Genomic DNA, 25,210 nt, shown 5'->3' with positions numbered 1-25,210 from the left:
AATACACTCATTATTCAATATAGTCTTTTAGTAATACACAGGGTGCTATGAATGAGACAATCATTTGTTAATTACATAACATTAAAGCTGCATTGAGCAGCTTAAGATGATTGAGTTTTAACGAGCTGTTTTAGGTTTTTCATAAATTGACTAAATTGTGGGAGAAACTCTTGAAATAGTGGGTGGTCACGGTTTTCAAGCATAACCTCACTAAAAAGTTTTAGCCCAACTCCAAAAGATTTTGTTGTTTCATCATCAAAAAAATCTGCTTTTTTTAAGCGTTCAACAATTTCAAAAATATCGTCATGATTTCCCGCATAGAACCCAAGGCGTTCAGTATAAGTAGAGGCCTCTCCTTTTGCATTTTTTAAGTGTTGTACCGTGACATGATATTGATGTTGTTTCATATATAAATTCTCTTTTAAAAATTAATAACTTTGAAAAATTTCAACTTGTTTAAGGTCGATTTATAGCCGCCCAATAGCAACAGCAGCCTGATCAATTTTTTCGGCAATTTGATAAATCTGCTCTTGTTGGAGACCTGCCGAGTTCAACTTCAAACGCAAGGCTGTTTTTAGGTTTTCCATTGCACGATGAATTTCGATTAATTCATCATTACTGTGAATTTCACGTCTAAGGCGTAATTTTTCTAATAACTCTTTCAACTTGTCTTGTTGTTCAGCTAAGTAAGCTTTCCCAAATTCCGTGATTTGATATTGCTTACGCTCTACATCCAGTAAATTAATCAAATTCATTTCTTCAAGACTGGTTAATGTTGGATAAATTGTTCCTGCGCTTGGCGTATAGCCATCGCCTACCAAATCACTTATTTCTTTAATGATTTCATAGCCATGCTTTGGGCTTTGCTGAATAAGGTGGAGTACCAAAAGTTTCATGCGTCCAGCTTCAAAAAGTCTTCCACGGCGTCCCGAACGATGATGTTCAGCATGATGCTGTTCTGATTGTTGTTTCATCTTTTAAGATCCAAAATGATCAATTTATAATTATTAAGATATATCTTAGTATATCTTTGATCAAGTAAAAGTAATAAGAGTTGATCTATTGCTTTGATAGTTATAAAAATTAATTTTGAGCTTTAAAAGCTAAGTAATAAAAAAGAGTGCTTAAGCACTCTTAAAAACCATTCTTATAAACCAACCTTGGTTTATTTATCTTATTTAAAATTCATTTGCCAAAAGCTAAATTTGGCATCCAGCTTTAAACCAGTTCATTAAGGAATCACTAATTTTACTCATGTCATTAGGATCCATGCTGCCTTGATCTACGGCAAAAACACCTGTCCCTAGAAATGGTATAAGAATTGATATTCCACCACTATCATCACCTATGGCTAAATAATCTCCAGCATACTTTTGCACTTCAAAAGTTTGATTTCTTTCAAAAACCTCATCAGAAGAATAAATAACTACGCCACTTTCAAATAAAAAACCATTTGAAAATTTTAATAATTCAAAATATATATCTGGTAGTTGTCTATGGAAATCTCTTTCAATTTTTGCTCTTATTTCATTTAATAGGGGCATAACCTTTAGACCTTAAAATTAGATAAAACCAATCCAGCATATAAAATTATAAAATATTATATTCAACCCTCTATATACAGTTCCTTGAGCTAATAAATTTACTCTTATTAAAATCGTTAAGTAATAAAAAAGGACGCTAATGCGTCCTTTTTTAACAACAACTAGAGGAAAATTATTCCCACTCAATCGTTGCTGGTGGTTTAGATGACACGTCGTATACAACACGTGATACATCTTTAATTTCATTCATAATACGCGTTGAGATTTTATCAACCAATTCGTATGGTAAATGTGCAAAACGAGCTGTCATAAAGTCAACCGTTTCAACTGCACGAAGCGCAATTACCCATGCATAACGACGACCATCACCTACAACACCAACTGACTTAACAGGTTGGAATACGGCAAACGCTTGAGCAGTTTTATCATACCAACCGCTGTCACGAAGCTCTTGCATGAAGATGTCATCAGCAAGACGAAGAATATCAGCATATTCTTTCTTCACTTCACCCAAAATACGAACACCTAAACCTGGGCCCGGGAATGGATGACGGTAAATCATGCTATGTGGCAAGCCAAGTGTAGTACCTAATTTACGAACTTCATCTTTGAACAAGTCACGTAAAGGTTCTACCAATTCAAATGCTAAATCTTCTGGTAAACCACCCACGTTGTGGTGTGATTTAATTACGTGTGCTTTACCTTGTTTGCTTGCAGCAGATTCGATTACGTCTGGGTAAATCGTACCTTGTGCCAAGAATTTCACACCATCAAGTTTACGTGCTTCTTCAGCAAATACTTCAATAAACTCGCGGCCAATGATTTTACGTTTTTTCTCTGGATCAACTTCACCAGCCAATGCAGTTAAGAAACGTTGTTCAGCATCTGCACGAATAACACGGATACCCATGTTTTCAGCAAACATTTGCATCACTTGGTCACCTTCGTTTAAACGAAGTAAACCGTTATCAACAAATACACATGTTAGCTGGTCGCCAATTGCTTTGTGTAAAAGCGCAGCAACGACAGATGAGTCAACACCACCTGAAAGGCCTAAAAGAACTTTTTCATTACCGATTTGTTCACGTAATTGTTCTACACGTAAATCGATGATGTGTTCAGGTGTCCAAAGGCCACCACATCCACAAATTTTATGAACGAAGTTTGCAAGTAACTCTTCACCTTTTGCCGTGTGTGTTACTTCTGGGTGGAATTGCACGCCATAGAAACGACGCGCTTCATCACTTACAGCAGCAACTGGACAGCTTGGTGTGCTTGCAGTAATGGTAAAGCCTTCTGGAATCTGGCTAACTTTGTCACCATGACTCATCCAAACATGAAGTTGGTTTTCACGGTCTTGTAAGTTACCAATCAGTTGGTCGCGTTTAACGATATCAACTTCGGCATAACCAAACTCATGTACAGTACCCGGCTCAACTTTACCGCCTAACTGTTCAGACATGGTTTGCAAGCCATAGCAAATACCCAATACTGGAACGCCTAACTCAAACACTACTTGTGGTGCGCGAGGGCTGCCTTCTTCATGCACACTCTCAGGTCCACCTGACAAAATAATGCCATTTGGCTTAAAAGCACGAATGTCTTCTTCAGACATATCAAAAGCATACATTTCAGAGTAAACACCAGCTTCACGTACACGACGTGCAATGAGCTGACTATATTGAGAGCCGAAATCCAGAATCAGGATACGATCTTCAGTAATTTGAGTATTGGTAGTCATGACAAACCACTAAATGGCAAAAGAATTAAGCGCGCCATTTTAACATTTTTCGCGCTTCGGCGCACCGCAAATCATCATATATCTTATTTTTTTCATATCAGAATCATTTCTATAATTGGATTGTTTGATATAAATCAAAATTTACTTATATTTATCAACTGTATGGGTTACGCTTAAAAACTCCATGTGTATTGATAAATTCATCACATTCTATGCAACATCACCTTGAATTTGATGTTAAGATGAGCCGATAAAACAGGCATTACCATGGAAAGGTAGATACCATAAGCGATATTTGTCTGTGCTTAAACAATTATCCATTTTTATGGCTTGTTGCCCCCTATCAAAATCAATAGAAATCTAAGGAACAACAATGCTTCAAACTATGATTGCAGATTTCCAGCAACATTTTTGGTTGTATGTCTCTATTCCTTTTATGAGTGGTTTAATTGGCTATATCACCAAGGTGGTTGCCATCCAGATGATGTTTTCACCACTTGAATTTAAAGGTATTAAACCATTTTTGGGTTGGCAAGGCATTGTGCCTCGCAAAGCCGAGAAAATGGCAACCATTGCTGTTGAGCTCATGACAGCAAAGCTGATTAAACCTGAAGAAATTTTTGCACGCCTAGATCCTAAACGTATTGCCAAAGAAATAGAAAAACCCCTACTTGCAGCGGCTGAAGACATTACCCGTGACGTTGCTCAAGAGTATCAGCCCGGTTTATGGGAAGGCATGCCAGAATTTGCTCGCCAAAGACTCATCCGTCGTGTGCAATCCAAAGCACCCGAAATCGTTGAACACATCATGAGCGAAGTACAGCGTGATGTGAATCGATACTTTGATATTAAACATCTTGTTATCAGCAACTTGCTTAAAGATAAACGTTTACTCAACAATATTTTTAAACGTGTAGGGAAACAAGAATTTAAATTTTTCAGTAATGTAGGTTTTGTATTTGGCTTCGGTATTGGTGTGATTCAGATGCTGTGCTGGATTGTCACTCAAGGAAAATATCCTTGGATGCTACCTTTGTTTGGTGGTTTTGTGGGTTTCTTCAGTGACTGGATTGCACTGCAAATGATGTTTAGACCACTTTATCCTAAAAAGATATTGGGTTACACATGGCAAGGTCTGTTCATTAAACGTCAAAATGAAGTTGCAGCTGACTATGCAGCTTTAATTTCTAAACAGCTTTTAACTTCACGTCACATGATGGAAGAGTTATTTTCGGGTACACATTCAGCGCGTGTTATTGATCTGGTTAACCGCCATGTCAAACAAGAAATTGATATGCAAGCTGGGGTTATTCGTCCTTTAGTTGTATATGCAATTGGCGGAGAAAAATATCAGAATATGAAATCACAAGTTGCTGAACGTATTATGCAACAGCTTCCAGAGACGATGAAATATGTAGAGTCTTATGCAGAAGATGCAATGAATATTCGTAGCACACTCATTGAACGTATGCAAAAATTAACACCTTCTGAATTTGAAGGGATGTTACGTCCTGCATTTAAAGAAGATGAGTGGGCCTTGATTGCAGTCGGCGCAGTTCTTGGTTTCGTGGTTGGGGAATTGCAAATCCAATTTATGCTTTAATTTTTAAAATAAAGAAATAAAAAAATCGGATGAATTGCTCATCCGGTTTTTATTTTGTCTTGAATATTATTTCTCGATTGCATGATCCAGACTAATACGGCCAGCACCATGAAGCATTAGGAAGAATAAACCACCTGCCATTGCTAAGTTTTTCATAAAGTGGATGCCATTATTGTATTGTGCCGCTGCATCAGCCCCACCTTGGTGGAACAAGAATGCAGTTAAAATACTAAAGATACCAAGACCGAAAGCTGCAAAGCGTGCTTGGAAACCAAATAACAAGGCTAAACCACCACCAAACTCAACCAAGATAACTAAAGGAAGAATTCCACCTGGTACACCCATTGCTTCCATATATCCTGCAGTTGCTGCATAACCGGTAATTTTCCCCCAACCAGCAACAAGGAAGATATAAGCCATAAGAAGACGAGCAATAAGGCTAATAAAACTGTCCGCGCCTGATTGCTTTACGATATTTTTGACCACTACATTTGGATTAAACATTTTGCCACCTTTATTTAAATGCTTATTTATTGATGAGCTCATTCTAGGTTTGGGACATTGATAATTAAATACTCAAAATCCATATATATCGTTGCACAAACAGGATGATCAATTTGTATATTTTTGATGTTTTATACTGACTTTCTATAGGGTCACTGCTACGATTTGAGCACGGTTTACCACTTAATCATCTCATGGAACTTCTTGATTTTATTCTACACGTTGATCAACATCTCGCCGAGTTTATTACAAATTACGGGACGTGGATTTATGGCATTTTATTTTTAATTATCTTTGTCGAAACTGGTTTAGTGGTTATGCCGTTTTTACCGGGAGATAGTCTACTATTTGCAGCTGGTGCTTTAGCAGCATCTACAGGTGCGATGGATCCATGGTTATTGGGTGCTCTACTCTTCATTGCTGCCGTTTTAGGCGATACAGTGAACTACCATATTGGTCGTTTTATCGGTCCACGTGTATTTGAAATGAATTCACGATTCATTAATAAGCAGCATTTAATTAAAACTCAAGAATTCTTTGCTCGTCATGGTGGCAAAACAATTATTTTTGCTCGCTTTGTTCCATTTGCCCGTACTTTTGCCCCTTTTGTTGCGGGTGCTGGCAGCATGAACTATAAGTTTTTCCTAACTTATAATGTGATTGGCGCATTTTGTTGGGTCGCTTCTTTTGTGGCATTGGGCTATCTATTTGGAAATATGCCAATCGTTAAAGATAACTTCACTCATCTTATTTTTGGCATCATTATTATTAGTGTTTTACCGGGCATCATCGGCTTTATACGTGAAAAGCTAAAAAGCCGGAAAACCAATGCTTAAGGCTTAATTTAGAAGAAACGGAATACCACTGGAAGCATACATAAAATAAGCAACATAGCCGATCCTTTATATAAATGATCGGCTTTTATTTTTTGTACTGGGCCCGTTAATAGTGCACGTCCAAAAATCATCCAGAAACTCGCAGCTGGAATGAGCGTCAATGTAAAAACACCAAATACCATTAGACAATTTTCAGGCGAATTCCATGTTTCAGCAGGGAAAATACCTGCAGCAAAAAGTAAAGATTTCGGATTTTTTAAGGTTGAGAAGAATAATTGACGTGGGCGAATGTTACTGTGAGTTTGACTAAATTGTTGTAAATGGGTGGTTTTCCATAATCGGAATGCCATCCAGAACACATATGCCACACTTGTAATATGTAAAATGAGCAATAACGCAGGCCAAACTGGTGCTGCCAAATGAATAAACACAGCCCAAAAACTAATACCATAGGCATAGCCTAACCATTCCATAGGAATAAGCCAAAACGCTTTAGCTAAACCTTGAGAGTGAGCAGCGGTTGCAAGTAAAGCATTTGTCGGCCCTGGAATGAGCAAAACAGCCAACATTGCCAATACAAAAAACCAACTCTCAATCATAAAGTTTCCATAATATCTAAGATGGGGCCACCTTAAACGAAACAGGCAAAATATAGCAAGTTTATGAGGCTTTTTGATTACAGAAAATACAGAATTTTGGAAGCTTAAAAATTGATAAACTACTTATTTATATTACTTTTATTATGAAACATTTTGCTAAACTTTATTCATCACAACATGCCCTAGTTAGCATATTGTGATGCAAAGTTGACTATTAATTGGTCTTTTTATGAACAATTATTGGACAATTTTTGAACTGAGCAGCCTGAACAATCGCTTCTTGTTGACCTAAAACACGTGAAAGTTCGGTATTTTTCGTTGAAGAAGACTGTCCCATGTTTACAGAAATAGATGGACCGAATCCCCAGCCACCTCGTCCCCAACCACCACCGAGTCCAAGACCAACACCCATACCTGTACTTTTTGGAGTTTGCACGCCATTGTCGATATATTGCTGAATACGGTTATATTCACTTTGTAGCTGTTGGCAGCTCAAAGATTGATATTGTGTCGGAGACACATAAGTCGGTTTTACCGTTGTAGCACAAGCGCCAAGGAGTAAAGTGGCTGCCACCAAAGGCGCAATATATAAGCCTTTCATCATTTTTCTCTTATCGTTTTGGCTCAATCTCACCAAACAATATCTCATAAGCTTGAGTCAATTTATGTTCTGGTGCCAAATGGGCCAAAGGTAAATTTTTCTGATGCGATTCTTTCATCAAAATCGAAGGCGGTAACATGCTATTGAGTACAGGCAACCCTTCATCTTTTAACTGCTGAACCACTTCCCGAGGTAATTTTGCTTGGGATTGGAATTGATTCACCACAATTCCTTCAATTTCCAAGCGATCATTATGATCATCTTGCGTTTCGAGAACATTTTCAATCAATGTTTGTAACGCACGCTTTGAAAAAACATCACAGTCGAAAGGAATGAGTACTTTATCTGCCGCAATCAAAGCAGAGAGAGTAAAAAAGTTAAACGCTGGTGGTGTATCTATATAGATACGGTCATATCGCCCAACTAAGTTTTGGATCGAATCACGTAATTTATAAATTTTATGTTTACTTTCAAGCGCATGTTCAAGCGCGCCAAGTGTGGGACTTGCTGGAAGCACATCTAATTTTGCAAAAGGAGTTGAATGAACAAAACTGTCGAGATCTTTATTTCTTGGAGCTTTTAAAATTGAACCTAATGCATTACCGATTAAACCCTTTTGTTGATTGTTGCCCAACACATCATCAAAGAAATTTTCGATATTTGGCTCTAAAATTGATTTTTCAGCAGAATAGGTTGCTTCGTCACCTAAAAGATACTGACTAGAATTGGCTTGAGGATCAAGATCGATCACCAATGTTCTTAAGCCATGTTTGGCACTAATTGCAGCCAAATTTACAGTAATACTTGATTTCCCTACACCGCCTTTTTGGTTAAACACCACACGAGTTAACATGTTTCCCTCTGCATATTATTTTACTGTACGCAGTTTAACCTAGAGCTTAATCAAAAAGGCAAAGAATGTAGAACAATTAAGCAAAAACAGGTTTCACAATCACTAAGATAATAATAGCAATAAATGCAATCGCACTAATGACCAAACCTGCACGACGCTGTGCCAACAAAAGAGTGTCATCTTTTTTAAAGGCTTTCATCAGGGAAGATAACAACACTAAAAATAGAATAATTTTAGCGTAAAACCACGGTTGTACTTGAAAGTCTTTCATGACTAACAAAATTGCACCCGTAATGAAAACCACGGTAAATGACAAATGTTGTAAGGCAACTAATACTTTACGCCCTGCTGGATTGGGTTGTTCACCTTGAACACCTATAAACAGAGTTGAAGCGCGTAAAACAAAGACCATAAGTGCGGCAGCTACCGCAGTCATATGAATAATTTTAGTGAGTAAATGTGCATCCATGAAATTAACCCTTAGCTTTTAGGTGCATGTGCACATTCTGGGCTAGCAGGAGCTTGACCTTGCCACTCACTTGGCAAATAAGCATGAATCGCTAAAGCATGAATTTGGCCTGGATTCATCAAATCAGAAGCTAACGCGTATACTTTTTGATGACGTTGAACCAAACGCAATCCATTAAATTCGTCGCTCACTATAATCACTTTAAAATGAGATTCCTTACCTGGAAAATAACCACCGTGCCCGGCAGACTCATTGGTCACTTCCAAATGACTAGGTGCAAGTGTTTGTAACCGTTCAATCAACTGTTGTTCAAGGCTCATAGCTTTTCCTTTTACGATTATTCGTATATTTAAACCTAGTATACCTTGTCTACACACAAACAAAAGTTGCTCTTGTATGCTTTGACTTCAAACAAAATGTCTATTTATTCGGCAACTTAACAACAAAAATACCGCTAAATGGTCATTTCTGTTTTTATTTTATGCAATCAGCATAATTATTTGCATAAAGTTGTTGACCCTTGTTTTGCTTAATGTATTATAAGCGGCACGCGGGAATAGCTCAGTTGGTAGAGCATAACCTTGCCAAGGTTGGGGTCGCGAGTTCGAGTCTCGTTTCCCGCTCCAAATTGGTTTTTTTTGAGAAAGTTTTAGTAAAAACTGCTTGCATATGCGGGAATAGCTCAGTTGGTAGAGCATAACCTTGCCAAGGTTGGGGTCGCGAGTTCGAGTCTCGTTTCCCGCTCCAAATTTAAAAGGCCCTAGTCGAAAGACTGGGGCTTTTTTCCTTTTATCGACCCATGATTTTACGTTCTATCGATTCACAGCATATTTTGAGGATAGCTCGACTCAAGCCCGAGTGTTTCATTAATAGACTCAGATTTTTAAACTATTAATTGTATCGAGTTAATCTAGTTATATTTGCAGAGTACTGGCGTTATGTGATGCGTAGATATGCATGGCACTAATTGAAAACAATCCAGATCCAATTTTTCTTGGGCAAGAAGCTGCTGTAAACAGATTGAAAAGATAAAGTTATGATCATAGACATAGCTTTGGAAATAATATTCTTCTGTCTTTTGAACATCACCAGTCGAATCGAGAAAATCTATATGTTCAGCTAACACATGAAAGTTGAGCTTCTTTAAATGACGGCTCATTCCTTCACCAGTACATTTAATATAGGATTCTTTTAAAGTCCATATATGAAAAAACCGTTGATATACACTGGATGGATCAATCCTTTCATTTTCCTGAATCCATTCAATTTCACTTGGCGCTAACACGCTATCGACACGCATCCAATCGAACTCACGGTCCACCCGTTCAACATCGACTCCTATTTCTCCTTCTTTAGTCACAGCAAGGACAATAACATCTGCTGAATGACTAAGATTGAAATAAACAGCTTTACTACCTTGTATAAAAGGTTTGCCGTTCGGTTGTAATTGAATATTAACTTCATGGGGTGAGATACCCAGCTTATCTGCTAAAACAGACTTCGTTAACACACGAGAAATTAAGAAAAGACGTGCAGCCTGAGAATGATATTGATCATATCTCAACTTTTCTGTCGCATTGAGAAAGCTGAGATAATGACTCAATATGAGGTAGTTTTGTGGCACCCGTGAAACTGGGCAGACATACACCTCTACTTTGGAAATATCAGACATCACTGAGCTGTGCTGTGGTGCTGATGTATTTGGTTAGAACTGGTGTGAGGTAATCATAAACCGCTTCTACATGGGTAACGTGCGGATTATGACCTGCACCAGCAATGATATGTACAGGAATATTAGGACTGATTGTAGTAACAATTGGGTCCTTTTCTCCAACAAGGATTTCAACTTTAGAGCCAAGCTCATTTAACAAAGCTGTTTGAGACGCTCGCTGCTGAGGCAAACTAATACGGTGCATATACTCACTAATATGCTTGGCTACCGACACCCGGCGTAATGAATCCATCGCATAACCAACAGATGGATTTTTTTGTCCCTCTGGATGTAAGTCTTTAGCAATCACATCTTTTGGCACAAAACGGAAAATGAGATTAGATATAGCTTGTATCTGAAACATTTTGGCAGCCTGTGCCTGAACAAAATAAGGCGATATGAGAATAAGGCGTGCAACTTTATCTGGGTATTTCTTTGCAAGGCTCAATGCAAAGAGACATCCTAACGAGTGGGCAATCACAACACTATTTGGCGCTAAAAGCTTTGCAGCAGTATCGATAAACTGATGGTTGTTGTCTTCTATCACCTCATAACTACCTGAATGCCCAAGTCCGGGTAAGTCCATCATAGCGACCTGATCATATGTAATTTTATTGATGATTGGAGACCAACATGCGCTATCGAATGGAATGCCGTGTAAAAATAGTGCGGAAGATTTTTCTGAACCAACAGGCTGTTTAGTATAGATTTCTGTCCAATATCGGTTCTGATAGCTAAAAGAATTAGGTGTTGGAGCTTGCATACGACCAAAGCGTGTAAGCACCAAACGATCAATCCAGCGAGAAAAATAAGGCATGATATTGATCAGGTCTGCGATGCCCATCTTCGCCGCCATCGCCTCAGCCCCAGCAATATGATAGTGCTCGGTAGAAATGAAAGCGAGCTGCTCTTTTGAGCCACCAAGCAATGCCTCAGGTAGTTTCTCTAATAGACCTTTGGGTACTTGTAAATGTGGTGAGCTAACCCCTAAATGCTCGGCAGCGAGATGAACTAGACGATGAAGTTTTGGTGTCGCAGGATCAAGCAACATATACTCCTGAGCAATCGTCTCAGGATAAGACATCGTTCGGATCAAGAAGCTCACGATATATTGCATATTGCACAGTGGCAGGAATGTATCGCGGCCACCTGGTAATGCCAGCAGACGTCCCTGATATAGCTTATCGATCATGTCAGCGACACCAATGTATTGCATATCGCCATAGTTATAAAAACCATCAATGACTGTCGCCGGATTTATTGCAGTCCATGGCACATTTAAACGCTTACAAGCCTCAATAAAAGCTTGATGTCCTAAAATTTTCGAAGCCTCATAGCCACCATGTTTGCAATACAACTCATCAGCCGACTCTTGCGGTGGAGTAGCAACACGATATCCACCAATCCAGATAAAACGCTCAAGCTGCTTTAATGTTGCCGCCCATCCAATCAAGGCAAGGCCGGACTTAATATTCGTACGCTCAGCTTCAGCTTTACTAATGCCCCAATTAAATGATGCAGCAAGATGATAAATCACATGGATCTTTGTCTGAGCATCTGCTAGCAAAGAGTCCAGCTTAAAGTCACGGCTTAAATCATATTCAACAAACGAAATAGATGGATCAACTAACCCTTCTGTTGCAATAAAACCTAACAGCTTATCTTTCTTGGTTGCGGCATTGCGCAGTGCAGCAATCACCTGATGACCTTCACGCAGAAGATCAACGATCAGTCTACTGCCAATGAAACCCGCCGCACCTGTTACTAATATGGTCTTCTGTGAAAAATTATCTTTTTTTGCGTTATTTAAATTATCCATATATCACCTTATTAGATACTGGGCACTCCAGCATTGTTTTGGAGCGAATTGTCTTAAAAGTTATATCGAACCTGGCCATATACCAGACTGTTATCTCTAAATTGTCCTAACACCGTATCATTTCTGCCCCAGAAGCGATCTCCACCTACATTAAACTGCCAGTGGTCATCGAGGTTGTAATTAATACGTACTCTTAATAATTCATTAGGCTCTGGTGCAAAATAGAATCCTGTTACTTCTAATTTCAGATTATCATTCAGTAGATTAAGTGCATAGCGCAACATAGCTCCGTACTGATCCTGCTCATATTGATTACTGATGGTTTGCTGATAACGGTAAACTTCTCTCAATGATGGATTGGTTAGACTATCGGCGGATCTAAAGTCTTCCGTATGTTTGTACACGCCGACCAAACTCAGGGTAGAATTCTTCAATGCTAATTCTGGTCCCATGACTACGGTCAGATTATTTTTTTTGTGCGTAAGATCTTCACTACCATTCGAGTCAGTGTGGGTATATGCCGCTTCACCTCTCCACACAATATCGTTATGGTTATAACTGAAATCAACTCCATAGACAGACATAGGATTATTTTTCAGCTGCAATGTGGCCTCTCCTGTTGGAGACGCTGAAAGAACTGACAGATCAGGCATATGGTCCGAACCTGAGAAATACGATGCACCTACATCTAGACCATCTACGGAATAATCCCAACGCATTGCAAATGCAGGACGGCTCTTACGGTCTATGTCATACTGAACACCAGCAATCTGACGCAATGGAATCACATCTGAACGACTACGCGGATACCACAATGCAGTCCACTTATTAGTTCCAGATTCAGGAATATACGTCAATTTGAGTGCATCATTTCCAAGACGTTGATCTGTCTCATCTGGTACTAAACGCGTATAGTCACGAGGCGATAGATTATCTGTTGGATTAATCCCATCAGCTCTCCCCCAGACGACAACCTGACGACCAACATCAAGATAGAATGTCTGATCCCAGTTGTAAGAGACATACAACTCACGTAAGTTGCGATTCACCTTACTCACCTGATCTGGGTTTACAGTATGGTCCGTTTCATCTCCAATATTTATGTCATAACGGATCTTGAACTCAGGGTTAAACTTGAGTGTACCATTGGACCAGAAACTTGCTTGCCCAATGTTTTTTAAAGAACTTAAATCCCGATCTGATGACCAGACATCGAGTCTGGCTGAGTTCTGGCTCACAAAACTAATTTCGTTGTCATCTGCATAAGCATGCTGCAGTAGCATAAAGCTACTGCAGCATGCAAATACCCAATAGGCACCTTGCGTCATTTTTCAAGACTCTGCGGTGAGAAAATCTTATCGGATAAAGTTTTTTCTGCGACAAAATCATTGACGATCACTTGTGTCATATGCTGAGTTTGCAGATTCTTCGCCATAGATTTCATGGCTTGCCATCTTGGTTTCACTTTGCCGTAAGGACGGATATCCGTGAATTCAATATGCTTTAATGGTTTGCCTGCTGTATCCCAAATGTCGATGGTTGCTGTAACAAAGTTGTCTTTGAGTATGCACATGCGACGTTTGCTATAACCAAAGTCACTCTTCACAGTATTATTGATTGGCGTTGCTTCGATCATGTAACAATCTTTACCATTAAATTTGCCATCTGCAAGCTTCGTGTACTTCCAGTCACTTAACTTATAGCCAAGGACATCACCATAACTAAAGTCCGTGCCAATAAAAGCATCACCTTTATTCGCTGATGCAAGACGGCGTACTTTTTTCAATGCAGGCAAATAGACAAACATGCTATCACTGCCTTTTGCATTCTCAATCAATAGCGTTGTGGTGCCTTGTACATCTGCTGGCGAGATAAACTCGGTCAAACGCATGTTGTTCTGAGTATTTCCCGCAAGCTTGGTCATATTTTTAGTCAGGCGTACACGTTGCTCACCACTTTTAGAGGTCAAAATAAATTTGGCGCTAGCACTTGAAGACAAGAACTTAGAGGCATCATTACTACGATTAACAATGTCTTGAACTTCATCTGCATGAGATGTTTTAGGCAATGAAAAGGTAAGTGCCGTACCCAACAAAAGGCTTGTCACAACTGTTTGTGCAATAGGAAGGCTCTTCTTCTTTGAAGAAAAGATAAAACGAGGTTTCAACATCAGAATCATTGTAGGTACCATAATTAAGGTTGCAAATACACTGAAAAGCATTGCAATCACAATAAACATTGCTAGCCATTGATGGACATGGAAGCCTTGCGACAAAGACAATACGCCATACCCACCAGCGACCGCAGTCGCAACAAAAAGCGAAGCCTTACCAGCAGTACTTAAAGTTTTACGAATCGCATCTTTGATATCGCCCTCTTCTTCACGCAAGATTTCACGCAAGCGATAGAGGAAGTAGATGGCGTAATCTGCACCAATACCTACGGCCATGGCCGAGATAAGTGAATTCGGAATATTGAGCGGAATGTCGAGCCAGCCCATCACGCCAAAGATGGCAAGAATTGAGAACAGAAGTGGTGTCAGGACAATCAGTCCAGCTGAAATCGAACGGAAAACCAGTGCTGAAATAAAGAATACGGCAAACGAAATTTGTAGAATGTTCATGAGCTTGCCGTGAACCATCGTTTCAGTCAAAGCAATGGTTTGCGTCACGTCACCACCAAAACTCACTACAGCTTTATCACCCAATTGACCCGCCATATACGTTTTTAGCGACTCAAGGATTTCTTTGATTCGATGATTACTACCTGTTTTCAGAAGAATCGTGATCTTGGCATAGCGTTGAGTGGTATCAATGTAAGATTCAAAATCAGTCGGCTCACCCGACATTGAATACAACAGCAGATACTGAGCAACGACATCTTTGGTTGCAGGAACCTGAAATGCCTGTGGCTGATCGGCATTCATTGCCTGATTCATTCGTTTGATATAGTCCACGATAGAGATGGTTTTACCCACCTCTGGAATTGAATTCGCGAACTTTTCTGTATTATCAATCGCTTTTAGGATTTCAGGGTTTTCAATACCATCACGAACCTTCGTATCAACCATAATGTAAAGGCTGTTTGTGCCACCAAGAGACTGATTTAAAAATCTGTCGTCTTGCTGCATTGGTAGGTCACGAGAGAAGAAATTACGGCTATCGTTATCGACCACAATACGGCTAGTGCCGATCGCAAGAAGGACACCCATCGCAGCAATTGCAGTCATTAACATCATTCGCGGACGGACTGACAAAATGACATCACCAATACGGTTTGGAATCCAATCCCAGATAGGCAAACCTTTACGTTTGACCTTTGTAGCCGAAGGCGGTGGCAACATTGAGCGGAGTGCTGGAATAAAAGTCATCTCAATCACCAGCGTACTGATGATCCCAATTCCTGTAAAAATACCAAATGAACGAATCGTTGGAATGTTGAAGGTCAACAGAGAGAAGAATCCAGCCGCTGCAATACCACCAGCCAACACCATAACCGGACCCACACGAACCAAAGACTGCACTACAGCTTCGCTATTGGCAGCTTTAGGTTCCATTCCCTGAGCAATCAAACGATCAAAATCTTCATAGTAGCGCTTGAGCAACTGCACGGCGTGCCCTGCTGCAATGGCCAGAATCAGAATTGGTGTAGGTGAGTTAAAGATATCCATTGGCTGTTTGAACAAGCCCATCATGCCCATACCCCATGCCACAGCCAACAAAGCTGTAACGAGTGGCAGAATCAAACCTTGCTTGCTTCGGAATGCTTCAAAGTGCAATAAACCAATCACCAATACGGCAATCGGGAACAAGATATTGATACGCTTAGAGTAGTCTTCAGCTTTATCCAGATACACAGGATTACCACCGACACTGATGGTCATATCTTTAGACTGTTCGCTCTCTACGATTTTGTTGATTGGGCCCATCATCTTTTGGAAGCCCTCTGGACTTTCCTCAAGCTCAAGCAAAATCGCAGCAGTTCGTTGATCTTTAGATACTACTGAATTCATATAGGTTGGATTCAGTGCCAGTAGTTTTTTCAGGTGATCAATATCTTCCTGAGTGACTGAACTACTCGGCAATAGTTTCTTGGCATCGAACCCTTCTGCATTCGCCTCGATACCTTTTGCCTGACGTGCAGCCAGACTCATCATAGTGGAACGGACCACGCCCGGTGCATTATCAACTTCTTCGGTAATGCGTTTAACTTTTTCCAACACTTGCGGCTGATAAATATCACCCTGCTTCGGTGTAATCCCGATCACGACCATATATTTGGAGCCGAATTTCTTTTCAATCAGCTTGGTCGAGGTGATGTAAGGATGCCCTTTAGGCGCAAGTGCATCTGGGTCAATAATAATTTTTACGCCAGATGCCAGATACGCTAGAGCAAGTGTTAAGAGCATCACCACAGTCAAGACAATACGACGATGGCTAAGAATCCAACGCGCATATTTCTCCATCATTTGTTGAGTCTTACGAGGTGGTTTATTGGTCTCATGTGTTGGTTTATTTTCATTACCAACTGACTCATAGGCTTCACCCTTCTGAGCCAATGCTTGAAGATTATCAACATCTTTCTTGAACTGAGCGAGCACCATCTTTTTTAGCAGCGCTGGCGGTAATACACCAAAAAAGCTACCTGGTTCTGCCTCAAACACCCATTCAATCCACGTACCTTCCGGATGTGGCTTGAAACGGTAAGTACCAGTGTAGTGAAAGGGTCCTTCCACTACTTTAAACGCATACAATTCGTTCGGTACTAGATGTGTAATTTCACCTTTAAAGGACATTTCACGCCCAATAAAGCTAAAACCAATTTCGTACTTACTACCCACACGCGGAGTACTGTCTAGCAGCTCAGAATGCTTACATGACAATTGCCAACCTGCATCATTGGCCGGGTTTGCAAGATAGTTGAAAACCTTGTCAATCTCGGCCGGTATGAGGAAAGCATGTTCTATGGTCACCATAGTGGTTCTACCTTCTTGTATTTCTTATGCAGGAATTGGGTACATCTGATCAATGGTCTGGGCTACAGCCACGACATTCTCAGCGTACATAATTGATGAATGGTCACCAGGCAAATCCACTTGTGTAAACGTGTCTTTGACCAGTTGATCCCAACCTAAGCTTTCCCCAAAATCTTCCAGCTCATCTTTTGCCTTAACCAAAAGGATTGGAAAGTCTTCAGGGTCCGGGAAATAAGTCTGGAGTGCGATGCCATTCGCCAAATAGGTATCAAAATAAAGTCGGAAATCTGCTGGGTCTGCATCTAGAGGCAGAACATTGATGGCCTTAGCTTCTTTAAGTACATGATCAAACATTTGATCTGGACTCAATTCACGCAAGTATTGCGCTGGGATCGTTAACTTTTTGCCATAAGGTGCAGCTAAATCACGGGCGAACCAAGACAAAAGCATGGCATCGTCAGCATCTTCAGGCACATTTTCTGGAATTGGAGCACGAGTATCGATCATGACAATACCTGTGACCTGTTGCCCCATTTGACGCAACTGACGACTGATCTCATATGCAATTGCACCACCGAAACACCAGCCACCGAGGAAATAAGGGCCTTGAGGCTGCATCTTTTGCATTTCAGTAATATAGAGCGTCGCCATTTCTTCAATTGCCACTTCCGCAGCATCGGCTTCAATCAGTCCAGGAGACTGAATAGCACGTAAGGTACGATTCGGGTTGAGGTGACGCGAAAGCTCCATATAACAGAAGGTACTGCCACCAATTGGATGAAACAGCCACAGCGGTTGTTCATAGGTTCCACGGCGTAGTTCAATTACGATAGATGGCTTAATTTCTTTATTTTCGCGAATGATTTCACCCAAACTCGCCACAGTGGAATATTGTGCCAACAAAGCAACTGACAGTTCGGTACCGAAAGCCTTTTTAAGATGGTTGACAAGCTTCACAGCTAATAAAGAATGCCCACCTAATTCAAAGAAATCATCGTGTATACCAACTCGCTTGACCGACAAGATCTGTTCAAAGGTAGTACACAATTCAATTTCGATCGGATCACGCGGTGCAAAATAATCATTGCTCTGCTCAAAGATCGGCTCAGGAAATGCCTTACGATCCAACTTATTGTTGGCCGTCATTGGAAATTCATCCAATCGGATAAACGCACTTGGCACCATATAAGCTGGAAGATGGATTTGCAGGGTCTTTTTCAAACCAGCAATATCAAGCTCTTGTCCAGTTACATATGCCACCAATTTCTGGTCATTGCCAGCTGTAGTCTTAACTAGCACTACTGCATCTGTGATACCGTCGATTTGTTTGAGAACATTCTCGATTTCACCTAGTTCGATACGGAATCCACGAATCTTGACCTGAAAGTCTAAACGTCCATGATGAGTCAAACGTCCATCTGTGCGCAGGCAGACTTTATCCCCTGTACGGTAGAGTCGACCAGCATTTGGTAGAGATGGCAATGTTCTAAATTGTACACCTGTCAGTTCAGGTCGATGCCAGTAATCAACTGCCAGACCATCACCGCCAATCCAAAGCTCACCCATAACGCCTGGTGGAACTAAACGCTGCTGCTTATCAAGAACATAAAGCTGGGTATTCGCCAGTGGTTCACCTAAATCAATACACTTTGCATCAGTGATACGAGCCGCACTAGACCACACTGTAGTTTCGGTCGGACCATAGACATTCCATAGACAACCAACTTTACCCAGCAGTTTTTCTGCCAGAATAGTATCTAACGCTTCGCCTCCACAGAGTGCTGTCAATCCCGCATTGCCGCTCCATTCGCTGTCTAGGAGCATTTTCCAAGAAGCCGGTGTAGCCTGCAAAACATTGATAGACTTAGCATTTAGATAATCTACGAGTTGATTGCCGTCTTGTGATACTTCACGTGGACAAACATGCACCACACCGCCGTACATCAACGGAATGAGTAATTCAAGAATTGAAATATCAAATGCATAAGTGGTGATCGCTAACAACTGAGTTTCAGTCGTTACTTGCAATCTATCCTTCATAGATAGCAAGAAATTGATGATTGAAGGATGCCCAATACGTACACCTTTAGGCTTACCTGTCGAGCCTGATGTGTACATCACATAAGCAATGTCACCAAAAGCAAGCGTCTCGCGCACTTCCTCAAGTGGCACAACACCAGCTTGATTGATATCTAAGCGAGGCACAGAACTGTTAAGAGCATCCATTAACTCGGTTTGGGTCAAGATGACTTTAGGTTCGGCATCTTCAATGATGTTTTGTAAACGTTCAGTTGGGAAGTTAGGATCAAGTGGCACATAAGCTGCCCCTGCCGCCCAGATCCCAAGGATTGCTGCTGGCAATAATGCTGTGCGGTCTAACATGAGACCTACACGATCGCCACGTGTAATGCCGTGTGCACGCAAATATTCAGCAATACCAGCAATATGTTGACCTAACTCACGGTAGCTAACCGCATGATCGTTCGAGGTCAAAGCATGATGATCACCACGCTCATCAATCTGCTTGAGAATCATTGCGAATAGATCATGCTGAGCATAATCAGTCGCCTTTCCACGGAGGGCCTCGAACTGGATACCATCTTTATAATCAGGTGCGATATCTAACTCAACGATCTTACGTTCAGGATGAGCCACCATCTCTTCTAGTACAGCTTGCAGCAGCTGCACCATATTTTCGGCAGACTGCGCAGAAAATAACTCAGTGTTATATTTCAATACTCCAACAAGTTCACCCTGATATTCACCGCCCATTTCTAGCGTAATATCCAACTGTCCTTCTTGCTGACGAACTGGAAAACTTCCTAAAGTTAAATCTTGACCAGCTAGAGTAGCTGGGGTATGAATTGGCAGAAGTAGTTCTTTAAACTCATCCATTCCCCCTAGACGTTCCCAGAACATTCCTACCTGAGCCAATGGGTTAATACTGCCATCACGCTTTGGTGAAACAGCCTCAACTACTCTAGAAAAAGCAACTTTTTGATGCTTAAGGCTCTGTCTTAATTGTTCCTGAACCTGCTGTGTAAATTGACGTAAAGTCAAATCAGCATCGATGTCCATCTGGATAGCTATTGTGTTGACGAACTGCCCCAATGCATTACGCAAAGAGCGTTCAAGTCGACCAGCTACAGGTGTGGCAATGACTAGATTATTTTCATTAGAGAGTTTATGTAGTAGGATATAGAAACCAGATAGCACAAGTCCGAACAATGTGATCTCATAATCTTTCGCCAAGTTGACAAGACCAGATGACACTGACTCAGGTACACGAAAAGCCAGTGAGCTACCCTTATGCTGCTGTACAGCTGGACGAGGATAATCAAGTGGAATGCTATGCACATGTGGTGCATGCTTCAACGCATTTTTCCAGAAAATTAAACTTTCATCAGTATCATCAATTACGCTGCTCTGCTGCTTATCGGCATACTGTGCAAACTCAATTCCGTTTACTGTGTCGGACTCTGCAACGAGTCCAAAACGTTTACTAATGTCTCGCAGCAACAGACCAATTGACCAAAAATCCATGAGCGCATGATGAATCACAACGGCAATCACATAGTGATTTTGTCCACGCTCATAACAATGAACACGCCACAATGGTGGCTGAGTCAGGTCAAATGGCTGTTTGGTGTCTTGCTCAACCAATTGCGTCAAATCAGAAGCTTCAATATGACGAACATCAGAAAAGATAATATTCGGATAGACGCGATCCCAGATCAGTTGCTCAATTCCCTGATCATTGGCAGGCATGCTTACTCGCAACAGCGGATAATCATGCATGACCGCTTCCAGAATCTCCATCGGCTTGTTGCCTAATGGTTGATTGACCTTCACATCAAAGGCCACCACCATATTGTAGGCACTGCAAGTTGGCTCAAGACGCTGGATGTACCAAATACCAAGCTGTTCCGCAGAAATCGCATGACGAGACAGAACTTCTGGTTCTAGTCGTGCAAGGTTGTTCATGAAGCAACTCCCTGTTGCAACTCAGAAACAAGATATTCAGCCAACGCATTGATAGTCGGGTAATCCCATAATAGTGTCGGCTCAAGCTCCAGTTTTGTCAGATCTTCTAGGTCCCCAGACACAGACAAAGCAACGATCGAATCAAGACCGTAACTGGTAAATTTTTGGTCTGGATCAATAGTTTCAGGCTCTACACGCATTTCTTTGGCTACTAGCGTACGAATGATTGCGCTCCAGTAAGCTTTATCTTTATTCATGGGGTAATTTCCTCTTTAACCGGTTTGGCATCACGTGGTGCCAGTGCAAAATCGATGACAGATAACATATGGTTGGTTGAAATTCGGTCTAGCAAATCTGCCAATGTGCTTTCACGTAATGACGTCATTGGAGGGGCTGTCTGCCCTTCAGCGGAATTTAAGAAAATGATCAGCCATGCACCATCCTGTAAAGCAGGCCTTAAGCCATGACGGTTGAAGACCCAGAAACCCAGCACAGCAATGCGAGCAAATAACTCTGCATAACTACGCGCAAGACTAAAGCGCAACGTTTCAAACTCTTTGCTTTGCTCAGAATTTGAGAAGTAATCCTGAATTTTTTGATCCAACGAATGCTGCTCAACCAGAAGTTGGTTTGCTTGTTCACGTAGCGTGGTGAGTGTCACAGCAGACAACCCTGCTGTGACATCAGCATCGTTGAGCATTTCGATGATTGTGCCTAGTGATTCCATCACCAAGTCACCATCTCGGTTGAAAATTTCAAGCTCGCGGAAATCAATAGCACCTGTCTCTACCTGCAAGTCATACAACTGGCGATAGCGTGCTTTAGCTTCGGCTTGGTTGAGATGGTCAGCTTTTTTGCTACGACCTTTATTGGCAGATTTGAGCTGGAAACTCAGGCTGTCTAGACAGACGGTGCTACTCCCGTCAAACACACTAACAATTAGATGGTCTCTGAATGCTTTCTGATACATACCATCCGCATATGCATTTCTTAAGAAAAAACGCGACCCAAGCACTGAAGAAGTGATCTTGGCGAGTGACTCTACATACTCAGGTACGAGTACCTTGACGATTGGTGACCATGTACTGAACTGATTGATACAAACGTGTAACCCACGCGCACCAACGAGTGATAACACCTCAGCAGCTAAAAGGTAGGCATAGGCTGTCGCGAGTTGCTCACGTACCAACGGAATACTGATTACTTTTTTGTTATATAACTCACGTTCAATAGCAAACTCGGTCGCGATACGGAGCATGGTATCGCCAGCACCAAGAGAGAAGCTACTGCAATATGCACGTGTTACCTGTAGAGTCTTGAGACCAAGCTCTAACCCTTGGCCTTCTTCACCGATCAAAGCATCTTTGTGAATTTCAGCATTGTTAAAGCCAATACCACTGATATCTAGCCCACGCATACCCACTGTTGGTAGTCGGTTCAGGCTATATGTTCCTTTTGAGGCCATATGACGCTTATCGAGCCAGAATGCGCTTAGGCTACGTGGTCCACGATCGTCTGATGTTTTAGCGATCAGACTTAAAGAGTCTCCTAAAGTGGCACGGTTAATTGACCATTTTTCGCCATTTAAAACATATTTACTCTCGGTAGATTGCGCTGTCACTTCACTCGATAGCAGGTCGGCGCCATGGGCTTTCTCGCTATAAGCCAGCGCTGGAGCAGCACCACTCAAAATTCGACTAGCAATATTTTGGCATTGGTTCTCATTACCGCCGATCCATACAATCACGGACCAAGCATTCGTGCTATAAGTCGAATTGATGGTTAGATCTCGTCGTGCTAACACGCGATGCAGATATAGCAATTCTTCACCAATTTCCATGCGACCTCCAAGTTCTGAAGGTACATAGAAACGGTTCATACCCACCGCATTCAGAAAATCAACAGCACGCTGAGGGTACTGTTCTTTCTCATCACGCTCGATGGCAGCAGACCAAGAAAAGTCGTTGTTAGTATCATGTACGGAGCCTAAAATTTGCTCCAGACGAGCAGCAGATTGAAACTGCCGCAAATTGGATGTAAGTGACATGAATTTTCACTCAAATGATTAAAGGGTAAGGGTTAAAACAAAGCACTTTTCAGACGATTAAAAATCAGCTTGCGCACTTCACGTTCCTTGATCATTGAGTTGAGTAGATTGGAGCTATAACGAATCAGCTGCCCCCGCTGCTCACGATCACGGATGACTTCTAAACCGTTCTTGACATAGTTTCGAGCAATCACCGTTCTACGGTTTGGATGGGTTAAACAGACCAATTGACCGCGTTCGATCTGCTCTTTAATTTTTCTTCTTCTAATTTTGCCGCTCGTGGTCTTATTTATTCGGCCTTGATGCAGTAAAAAGACACCTTCTACAGGCAAGCCAATCTCAGCTGTCACTTGTTCCTTGACCTGAGTTCTAATGGCTTCAAAATTGAGAGTCTTATCTAGTGACTTCTTCTTGATTTCAAGTACAACCGTAACACCGTCAGAATCAGCAACATTCACTGCTGCAACACAACCTTTACGAACAGCAGGATGCGCCATTTCAACAGAGCACTCGATATCTTGTGGATAATAGTTCTTGCCACGAATGATAATCACATCCTTAAGACGACCAGTCACATATAGGTCTCCATCTTTGACAAAGCCCATATCGCCCGTTCTTAAGTAATGTACTTGGCTAGGCTGACCCGCTTCATCGACAATAGTTGCGGCAAAAGTTTCCTGATTGACCTCTGGCTTCTGCCAGTAACCTGCTGTCACACTCTCACCCGCCAACCAGATTTCACCGACTTCATGATCAGCTACTTCTTGACGGGTATCTGGATTGACGATGCGGCAATCTATGTGCGCAGATATCTTGCCACAGCTCACCACTTGCACAGCATTCTGGTCTTGACTGCTTTGTACCAAGTGGGCATTTAATTTGTCACGATCAAGTGAAATTGCATTGAGAGGACCAGTCACACCACTGACTAAGAGCGTGACCTCTGCCAAGCCATAGCATGGTAAGAAAGTATTCAGTTTCAATTTCGATTGAGTATTAAACTTCTCCATGAAGCGCTGCATAACGTGAGCTTTGATTGGCTCGGCACCGTTAAACATTACACGAACGCGACTCAGATCAAGCGCTGCAGCATCCTCATCAGAGATACGATGCAAACACAATTCATAGGCAAAGTTTGGTCCACCACTGATCGTGACACCTTTCTCACTAATGAATTGTAGCCATTTCAGTGGTTTACGGATGAAGTCTAATGGTGACATAACATAACAAGTTAGCCCCACATAAACGGTCTGTAAAACTGAGCCAATTAATCCCATATCGTGATAAACAGGAAGCCATGTCAGACCAATATCATCAGGTTGCGTACAAAATGCTTCGGCAATCATGACTTCATTTGCTATAATATTCTTATGGGTAACGATCACCCCTTTAGGCCAACCTGTTGATCCCGAAGTATATTGCAGGAAGCAGATATCTTGTTCTGCAATAAGCGGAAAATCCTTTTCTACCAAATCACGCTGTAATTCAGTATCAACGGCATGCAATATTAAACTTTCATTTTGAGCCTTTAATGTGATCAGACCTGATAGCTCAAGAATCTTTTTTGTTGTGAGTACGATTTTTGGCTCACAGTCATTCATGATATTCAAAATATTAGAAAAACCATTACGATTAAACGGTAAGCTGACTGGTACTGCGATAATTTTGGCTTTCAGACAGGCAAAGAACGATATGATAAAGTCTAGGCCAGGTTCAAATAGCAATACTGCACGATCGCCACTGTCTACAAGGTTTAGTAGTATCTGAGCTTGGTGTTGAACTCGCTTATTGAGTTCCGCATACGTCAGAGATTGAATACCACCAGATTGACGTCCTAAATACTCGAAAGCGGTCTTAGCTCCATTTAATTTCGCGTGGGATTCCAAAGTTGCAATGATATTATCCGTACACATTACAGCCATAA

20 protein-coding genes and 2 tRNA genes are annotated in these 25,210 nt (G+C 41.3%); 4 read left to right on the top strand and 18 right to left on the bottom strand.

The annotated features are described in order from the left end of the window. Positions 1–101: 101 nt before the first annotated feature. From AW165_RS15665 to guaA, 4 genes are all read right to left on the bottom strand, one after another. The gene (locus AW165_RS15665) at positions 102–407 is read right to left on the bottom strand and encodes a DUF3861 domain-containing protein (RefSeq protein ID WP_060466365.1); all 306 of its coding nucleotides are present in this window, start codon (positions 405–407) and stop codon (positions 102–104) included. Between the two features lie 60 nt (positions 408–467). Continuing rightward, positions 468–974, bottom strand: a complete 507-nt coding sequence (locus AW165_RS15660; RefSeq protein WP_060466364.1) for a PadR family transcriptional regulator — start codon at positions 972–974, stop codon at positions 468–470. A 225-nt stretch (positions 975–1,199) separates the two neighbouring features. Then, positions 1,200–1,544, bottom strand: a complete 345-nt coding sequence (locus AW165_RS15655) for an SMI1/KNR4 family protein (protein WP_060466363.1) — start codon at positions 1,542–1,544, stop codon at positions 1,200–1,202. A gap of 172 nt (positions 1,545–1,716) precedes the next feature. Further along, the gene (gene guaA, locus AW165_RS15650) at positions 1,717–3,285 is read right to left on the bottom strand and encodes a glutamine-hydrolyzing GMP synthase (RefSeq protein WP_002114136.1); all 1,569 of its coding nucleotides are present in this window, start codon (positions 3,283–3,285) and stop codon (positions 1,717–1,719) included. Positions 3,286–3,670: 385 nt separating this feature from the next. Here guaA and AW165_RS15645 point away from each other — a divergent pair, with 385 nt between their 5' ends. Then, the gene (locus AW165_RS15645; protein ID WP_014208114.1) at positions 3,671–4,888 is read left to right on the top strand and encodes a DUF445 domain-containing protein; all 1,218 of its coding nucleotides are present in this window, start codon (positions 3,671–3,673) and stop codon (positions 4,886–4,888) included. A gap of 66 nt (positions 4,889–4,954) precedes the next feature. On the opposite strand, the gene AW165_RS15640 is transcribed toward AW165_RS15645, so the two are convergent. Beyond that, positions 4,955–5,392, bottom strand: a complete 438-nt coding sequence (locus AW165_RS15640; RefSeq protein WP_060466362.1) for a DoxX family protein — start codon at positions 5,390–5,392, stop codon at positions 4,955–4,957. 194 nt (positions 5,393–5,586) lie between these two features. Here AW165_RS15640 and AW165_RS15635 point away from each other — a divergent pair, with 194 nt between their 5' ends. Further along, positions 5,587–6,228 carry a DedA family protein gene (locus tag AW165_RS15635; RefSeq protein WP_005071971.1) on the top strand — a complete coding sequence of 214 codons (642 nt, stop codon included), beginning with the start codon at positions 5,587–5,589 and terminating at the stop codon, positions 6,226–6,228. An 8-nt stretch (positions 6,229–6,236) separates the two neighbouring features. Here AW165_RS15635 and AW165_RS15630 read toward each other — a convergent pair whose 3' ends face one another. The 5 genes from AW165_RS15630 to AW165_RS15610 form a co-directional block, all read right to left on the bottom strand. Further along, positions 6,237–6,827 carry a LysE family translocator gene (locus AW165_RS15630; protein ID WP_060466361.1) on the bottom strand — a complete coding sequence of 197 codons (591 nt, stop codon included), beginning with the start codon at positions 6,825–6,827 and terminating at the stop codon, positions 6,237–6,239. A 214-nt stretch (positions 6,828–7,041) separates the two neighbouring features. Further along, positions 7,042–7,428 carry a hypothetical protein gene (locus tag AW165_RS15625; protein ID WP_060466360.1) on the bottom strand — a complete coding sequence of 129 codons (387 nt, stop codon included), beginning with the start codon at positions 7,426–7,428 and terminating at the stop codon, positions 7,042–7,044. A gap of 10 nt (positions 7,429–7,438) precedes the next feature. Beyond that, on the bottom strand, positions 7,439–8,281 hold the full coding sequence (locus AW165_RS15620) for a ParA family protein (RefSeq protein WP_002114096.1): 843 nt from the start codon (positions 8,279–8,281) through the stop codon (positions 7,439–7,441). A 76-nt stretch (positions 8,282–8,357) separates the two neighbouring features. After that, positions 8,358–8,750, bottom strand: coding sequence for a SirB2 family protein (locus AW165_RS15615; protein ID WP_005071964.1), 393 nt, complete (start codon positions 8,748–8,750; stop codon positions 8,358–8,360). Between the two features lie 11 nt (positions 8,751–8,761). After that, the gene (locus tag AW165_RS15610; RefSeq protein ID WP_060466359.1) at positions 8,762–9,070 is read right to left on the bottom strand and encodes a BolA family protein; all 309 of its coding nucleotides are present in this window, start codon (positions 9,068–9,070) and stop codon (positions 8,762–8,764) included. 230 nt (positions 9,071–9,300) lie between these two features. Between AW165_RS15610 and AW165_RS15605 the strand changes: the two genes are divergently transcribed. Both AW165_RS15605 and AW165_RS15600 read left to right on the top strand, forming a co-directional pair. After that, positions 9,301–9,376 (top strand) — tRNA-Gly (locus AW165_RS15605). 45 nt (positions 9,377–9,421) lie between these two features. Further along, positions 9,422–9,497 (top strand) — tRNA-Gly (locus AW165_RS15600). A gap of 163 nt (positions 9,498–9,660) precedes the next feature. Here the strand turns inward: AW165_RS15600 and AW165_RS15595 are convergent. Genes AW165_RS15595 through AW165_RS15560 form a run of 8 tightly spaced genes read right to left on the bottom strand, consistent with a single transcriptional unit; the run spans position 9,661 to position 25,208 of the window. Beyond that, positions 9,661–10,422 carry a 4'-phosphopantetheinyl transferase family protein gene (locus AW165_RS15595; RefSeq protein ID WP_060466358.1) on the bottom strand — a complete coding sequence of 254 codons (762 nt, stop codon included), beginning with the start codon at positions 10,420–10,422 and terminating at the stop codon, positions 9,661–9,663. After that, positions 10,415–12,280 carry an alpha/beta fold hydrolase gene (locus tag AW165_RS15590; protein WP_060466357.1) on the bottom strand — a complete coding sequence of 622 codons (1,866 nt, stop codon included), beginning with the start codon at positions 12,278–12,280 and terminating at the stop codon, positions 10,415–10,417. Before AW165_RS15590 ends, AW165_RS15595 begins: the two co-directional genes overlap by 8 nt. 53 nt (positions 12,281–12,333) lie before the next feature. Further along, complete coding sequence (locus AW165_RS15585; RefSeq protein WP_060466356.1) at positions 12,334–13,608, bottom strand: DUF1302 family protein; 1,275 nt, start codon at positions 13,606–13,608, stop codon at positions 12,334–12,336. Continuing rightward, positions 13,605–17,255 carry an outer membrane lipoprotein-sorting protein gene (locus AW165_RS15580; protein WP_060466355.1) on the bottom strand — a complete coding sequence of 1,217 codons (3,651 nt, stop codon included), beginning with the start codon at positions 17,253–17,255 and terminating at the stop codon, positions 13,605–13,607. The genes AW165_RS15585 and AW165_RS15580 overlap by 4 nt, the downstream gene beginning before the upstream one ends. 24 nt (positions 17,256–17,279) lie before the next feature. Beyond that, complete coding sequence (locus AW165_RS15575) at positions 17,280–21,239, bottom strand: non-ribosomal peptide synthetase (protein ID WP_060466354.1); 3,960 nt, start codon at positions 21,237–21,239, stop codon at positions 17,280–17,282. Next, entirely contained in the window at positions 21,236–21,496 is a 261-nt protein-coding gene (locus AW165_RS15570; protein ID WP_001030690.1) for an acyl carrier protein, read from the bottom strand. The genes AW165_RS15575 and AW165_RS15570 overlap by 4 nt, the downstream gene beginning before the upstream one ends. Continuing rightward, entirely contained in the window at positions 21,493–23,268 is a 1,776-nt protein-coding gene (locus AW165_RS15565; protein WP_081410691.1) for an acyl-CoA dehydrogenase, read from the bottom strand. The genes AW165_RS15570 and AW165_RS15565 overlap by 4 nt, the downstream gene beginning before the upstream one ends. A 50-nt stretch (positions 23,269–23,318) precedes the next feature. Then, positions 23,319–25,208, bottom strand: coding sequence for a fatty acyl-AMP ligase (locus AW165_RS15560; RefSeq protein WP_060466352.1), 1,890 nt, complete (start codon positions 25,206–25,208; stop codon positions 23,319–23,321). Positions 25,209–25,210: the final 2 nt, after the last annotated feature.

The organism is Acinetobacter sp. LMB-5, assembly GCF_001541635.1.
Lineage (GTDB): Bacteria > Pseudomonadota > Gammaproteobacteria > Pseudomonadales > Moraxellaceae > Acinetobacter > Acinetobacter pittii.
The sequence above is the reverse complement of the archived record's forward strand: the minus strand, read 5'-3'. Positions and strand labels throughout refer to the sequence as shown.

Excerpts from the sequence above, each read along its gene's own strand:
- AW165_RS15625 (WP_060466360.1), bottom strand. The coding sequence starts at position 7,428 with ATGAAAGGCTTATATATTGCGCCTTTGGTGGCAGCCACTTTACTCCTT.
- AW165_RS15595 (WP_060466358.1), bottom strand. The coding sequence starts at position 10,422 with ATGTCTGATATTTCCAAAGTAGAGGTGTATGTCTGCCCAGTTTCACGG.
- AW165_RS15580 (WP_060466355.1), bottom strand. The coding sequence starts at position 17,255 with ATGGTGACCATAGAACATGCTTTCCTCATACCGGCCGAGATTGACAAG.
- AW165_RS15635 (WP_005071971.1), top strand. The coding sequence starts at position 5,587 with ATGGAACTTCTTGATTTTATTCTACACGTTGATCAACATCTCGCCGAG.
- AW165_RS15640 (WP_060466362.1), bottom strand. The coding sequence starts at position 5,392 with ATGTTTAATCCAAATGTAGTGGTCAAAAATATCGTAAAGCAATCAGGC.
- AW165_RS15615 (WP_005071964.1), bottom strand. The coding sequence starts at position 8,750 with ATGGATGCACATTTACTCACTAAAATTATTCATATGACTGCGGTAGCT.
- AW165_RS15575 (WP_060466354.1), bottom strand. The coding sequence starts at position 21,239 with ATGAACAACCTTGCACGACTAGAACCAGAAGTTCTGTCTCGTCATGCG.
- AW165_RS15585 (WP_060466356.1), bottom strand. The coding sequence starts at position 13,608 with ATGACGCAAGGTGCCTATTGGGTATTTGCATGCTGCAGTAGCTTTATG.
- guaA (WP_002114136.1), bottom strand. The coding sequence starts at position 3,285 with ATGACTACCAATACTCAAATTACTGAAGATCGTATCCTGATTCTGGAT.
- AW165_RS15610 (WP_060466359.1), bottom strand. The coding sequence starts at position 9,070 with ATGAGCCTTGAACAACAGTTGATTGAACGGTTACAAACACTTGCACCT.
- AW165_RS15665 (WP_060466365.1), bottom strand. The coding sequence starts at position 407 with ATGAAACAACATCAATATCATGTCACGGTACAACACTTAAAAAATGCA.
- AW165_RS15590 (WP_060466357.1), bottom strand. The coding sequence starts at position 12,280 with ATGGATAATTTAAATAACGCAAAAAAAGATAATTTTTCACAGAAGACC.
- AW165_RS15560 (WP_060466352.1), bottom strand. The coding sequence starts at position 25,208 with ATGGCTGTAATGTGTACGGATAATATCATTGCAACTTTGGAATCCCAC.
- AW165_RS15660 (WP_060466364.1), bottom strand. The coding sequence starts at position 974 with ATGAAACAACAATCAGAACAGCATCATGCTGAACATCATCGTTCGGGA.
- AW165_RS15620 (WP_002114096.1), bottom strand. The coding sequence starts at position 8,281 with ATGTTAACTCGTGTGGTGTTTAACCAAAAAGGCGGTGTAGGGAAATCA.
- AW165_RS15630 (WP_060466361.1), bottom strand. The coding sequence starts at position 6,827 with ATGATTGAGAGTTGGTTTTTTGTATTGGCAATGTTGGCTGTTTTGCTC.
- AW165_RS15655 (WP_060466363.1), bottom strand. The coding sequence starts at position 1,544 with ATGCCCCTATTAAATGAAATAAGAGCAAAAATTGAAAGAGATTTCCAT.
- AW165_RS15570 (WP_001030690.1), bottom strand. The coding sequence starts at position 21,496 with ATGAATAAAGATAAAGCTTACTGGAGCGCAATCATTCGTACGCTAGTA.
- AW165_RS15645 (WP_014208114.1), top strand. The coding sequence starts at position 3,671 with ATGATTGCAGATTTCCAGCAACATTTTTGGTTGTATGTCTCTATTCCT.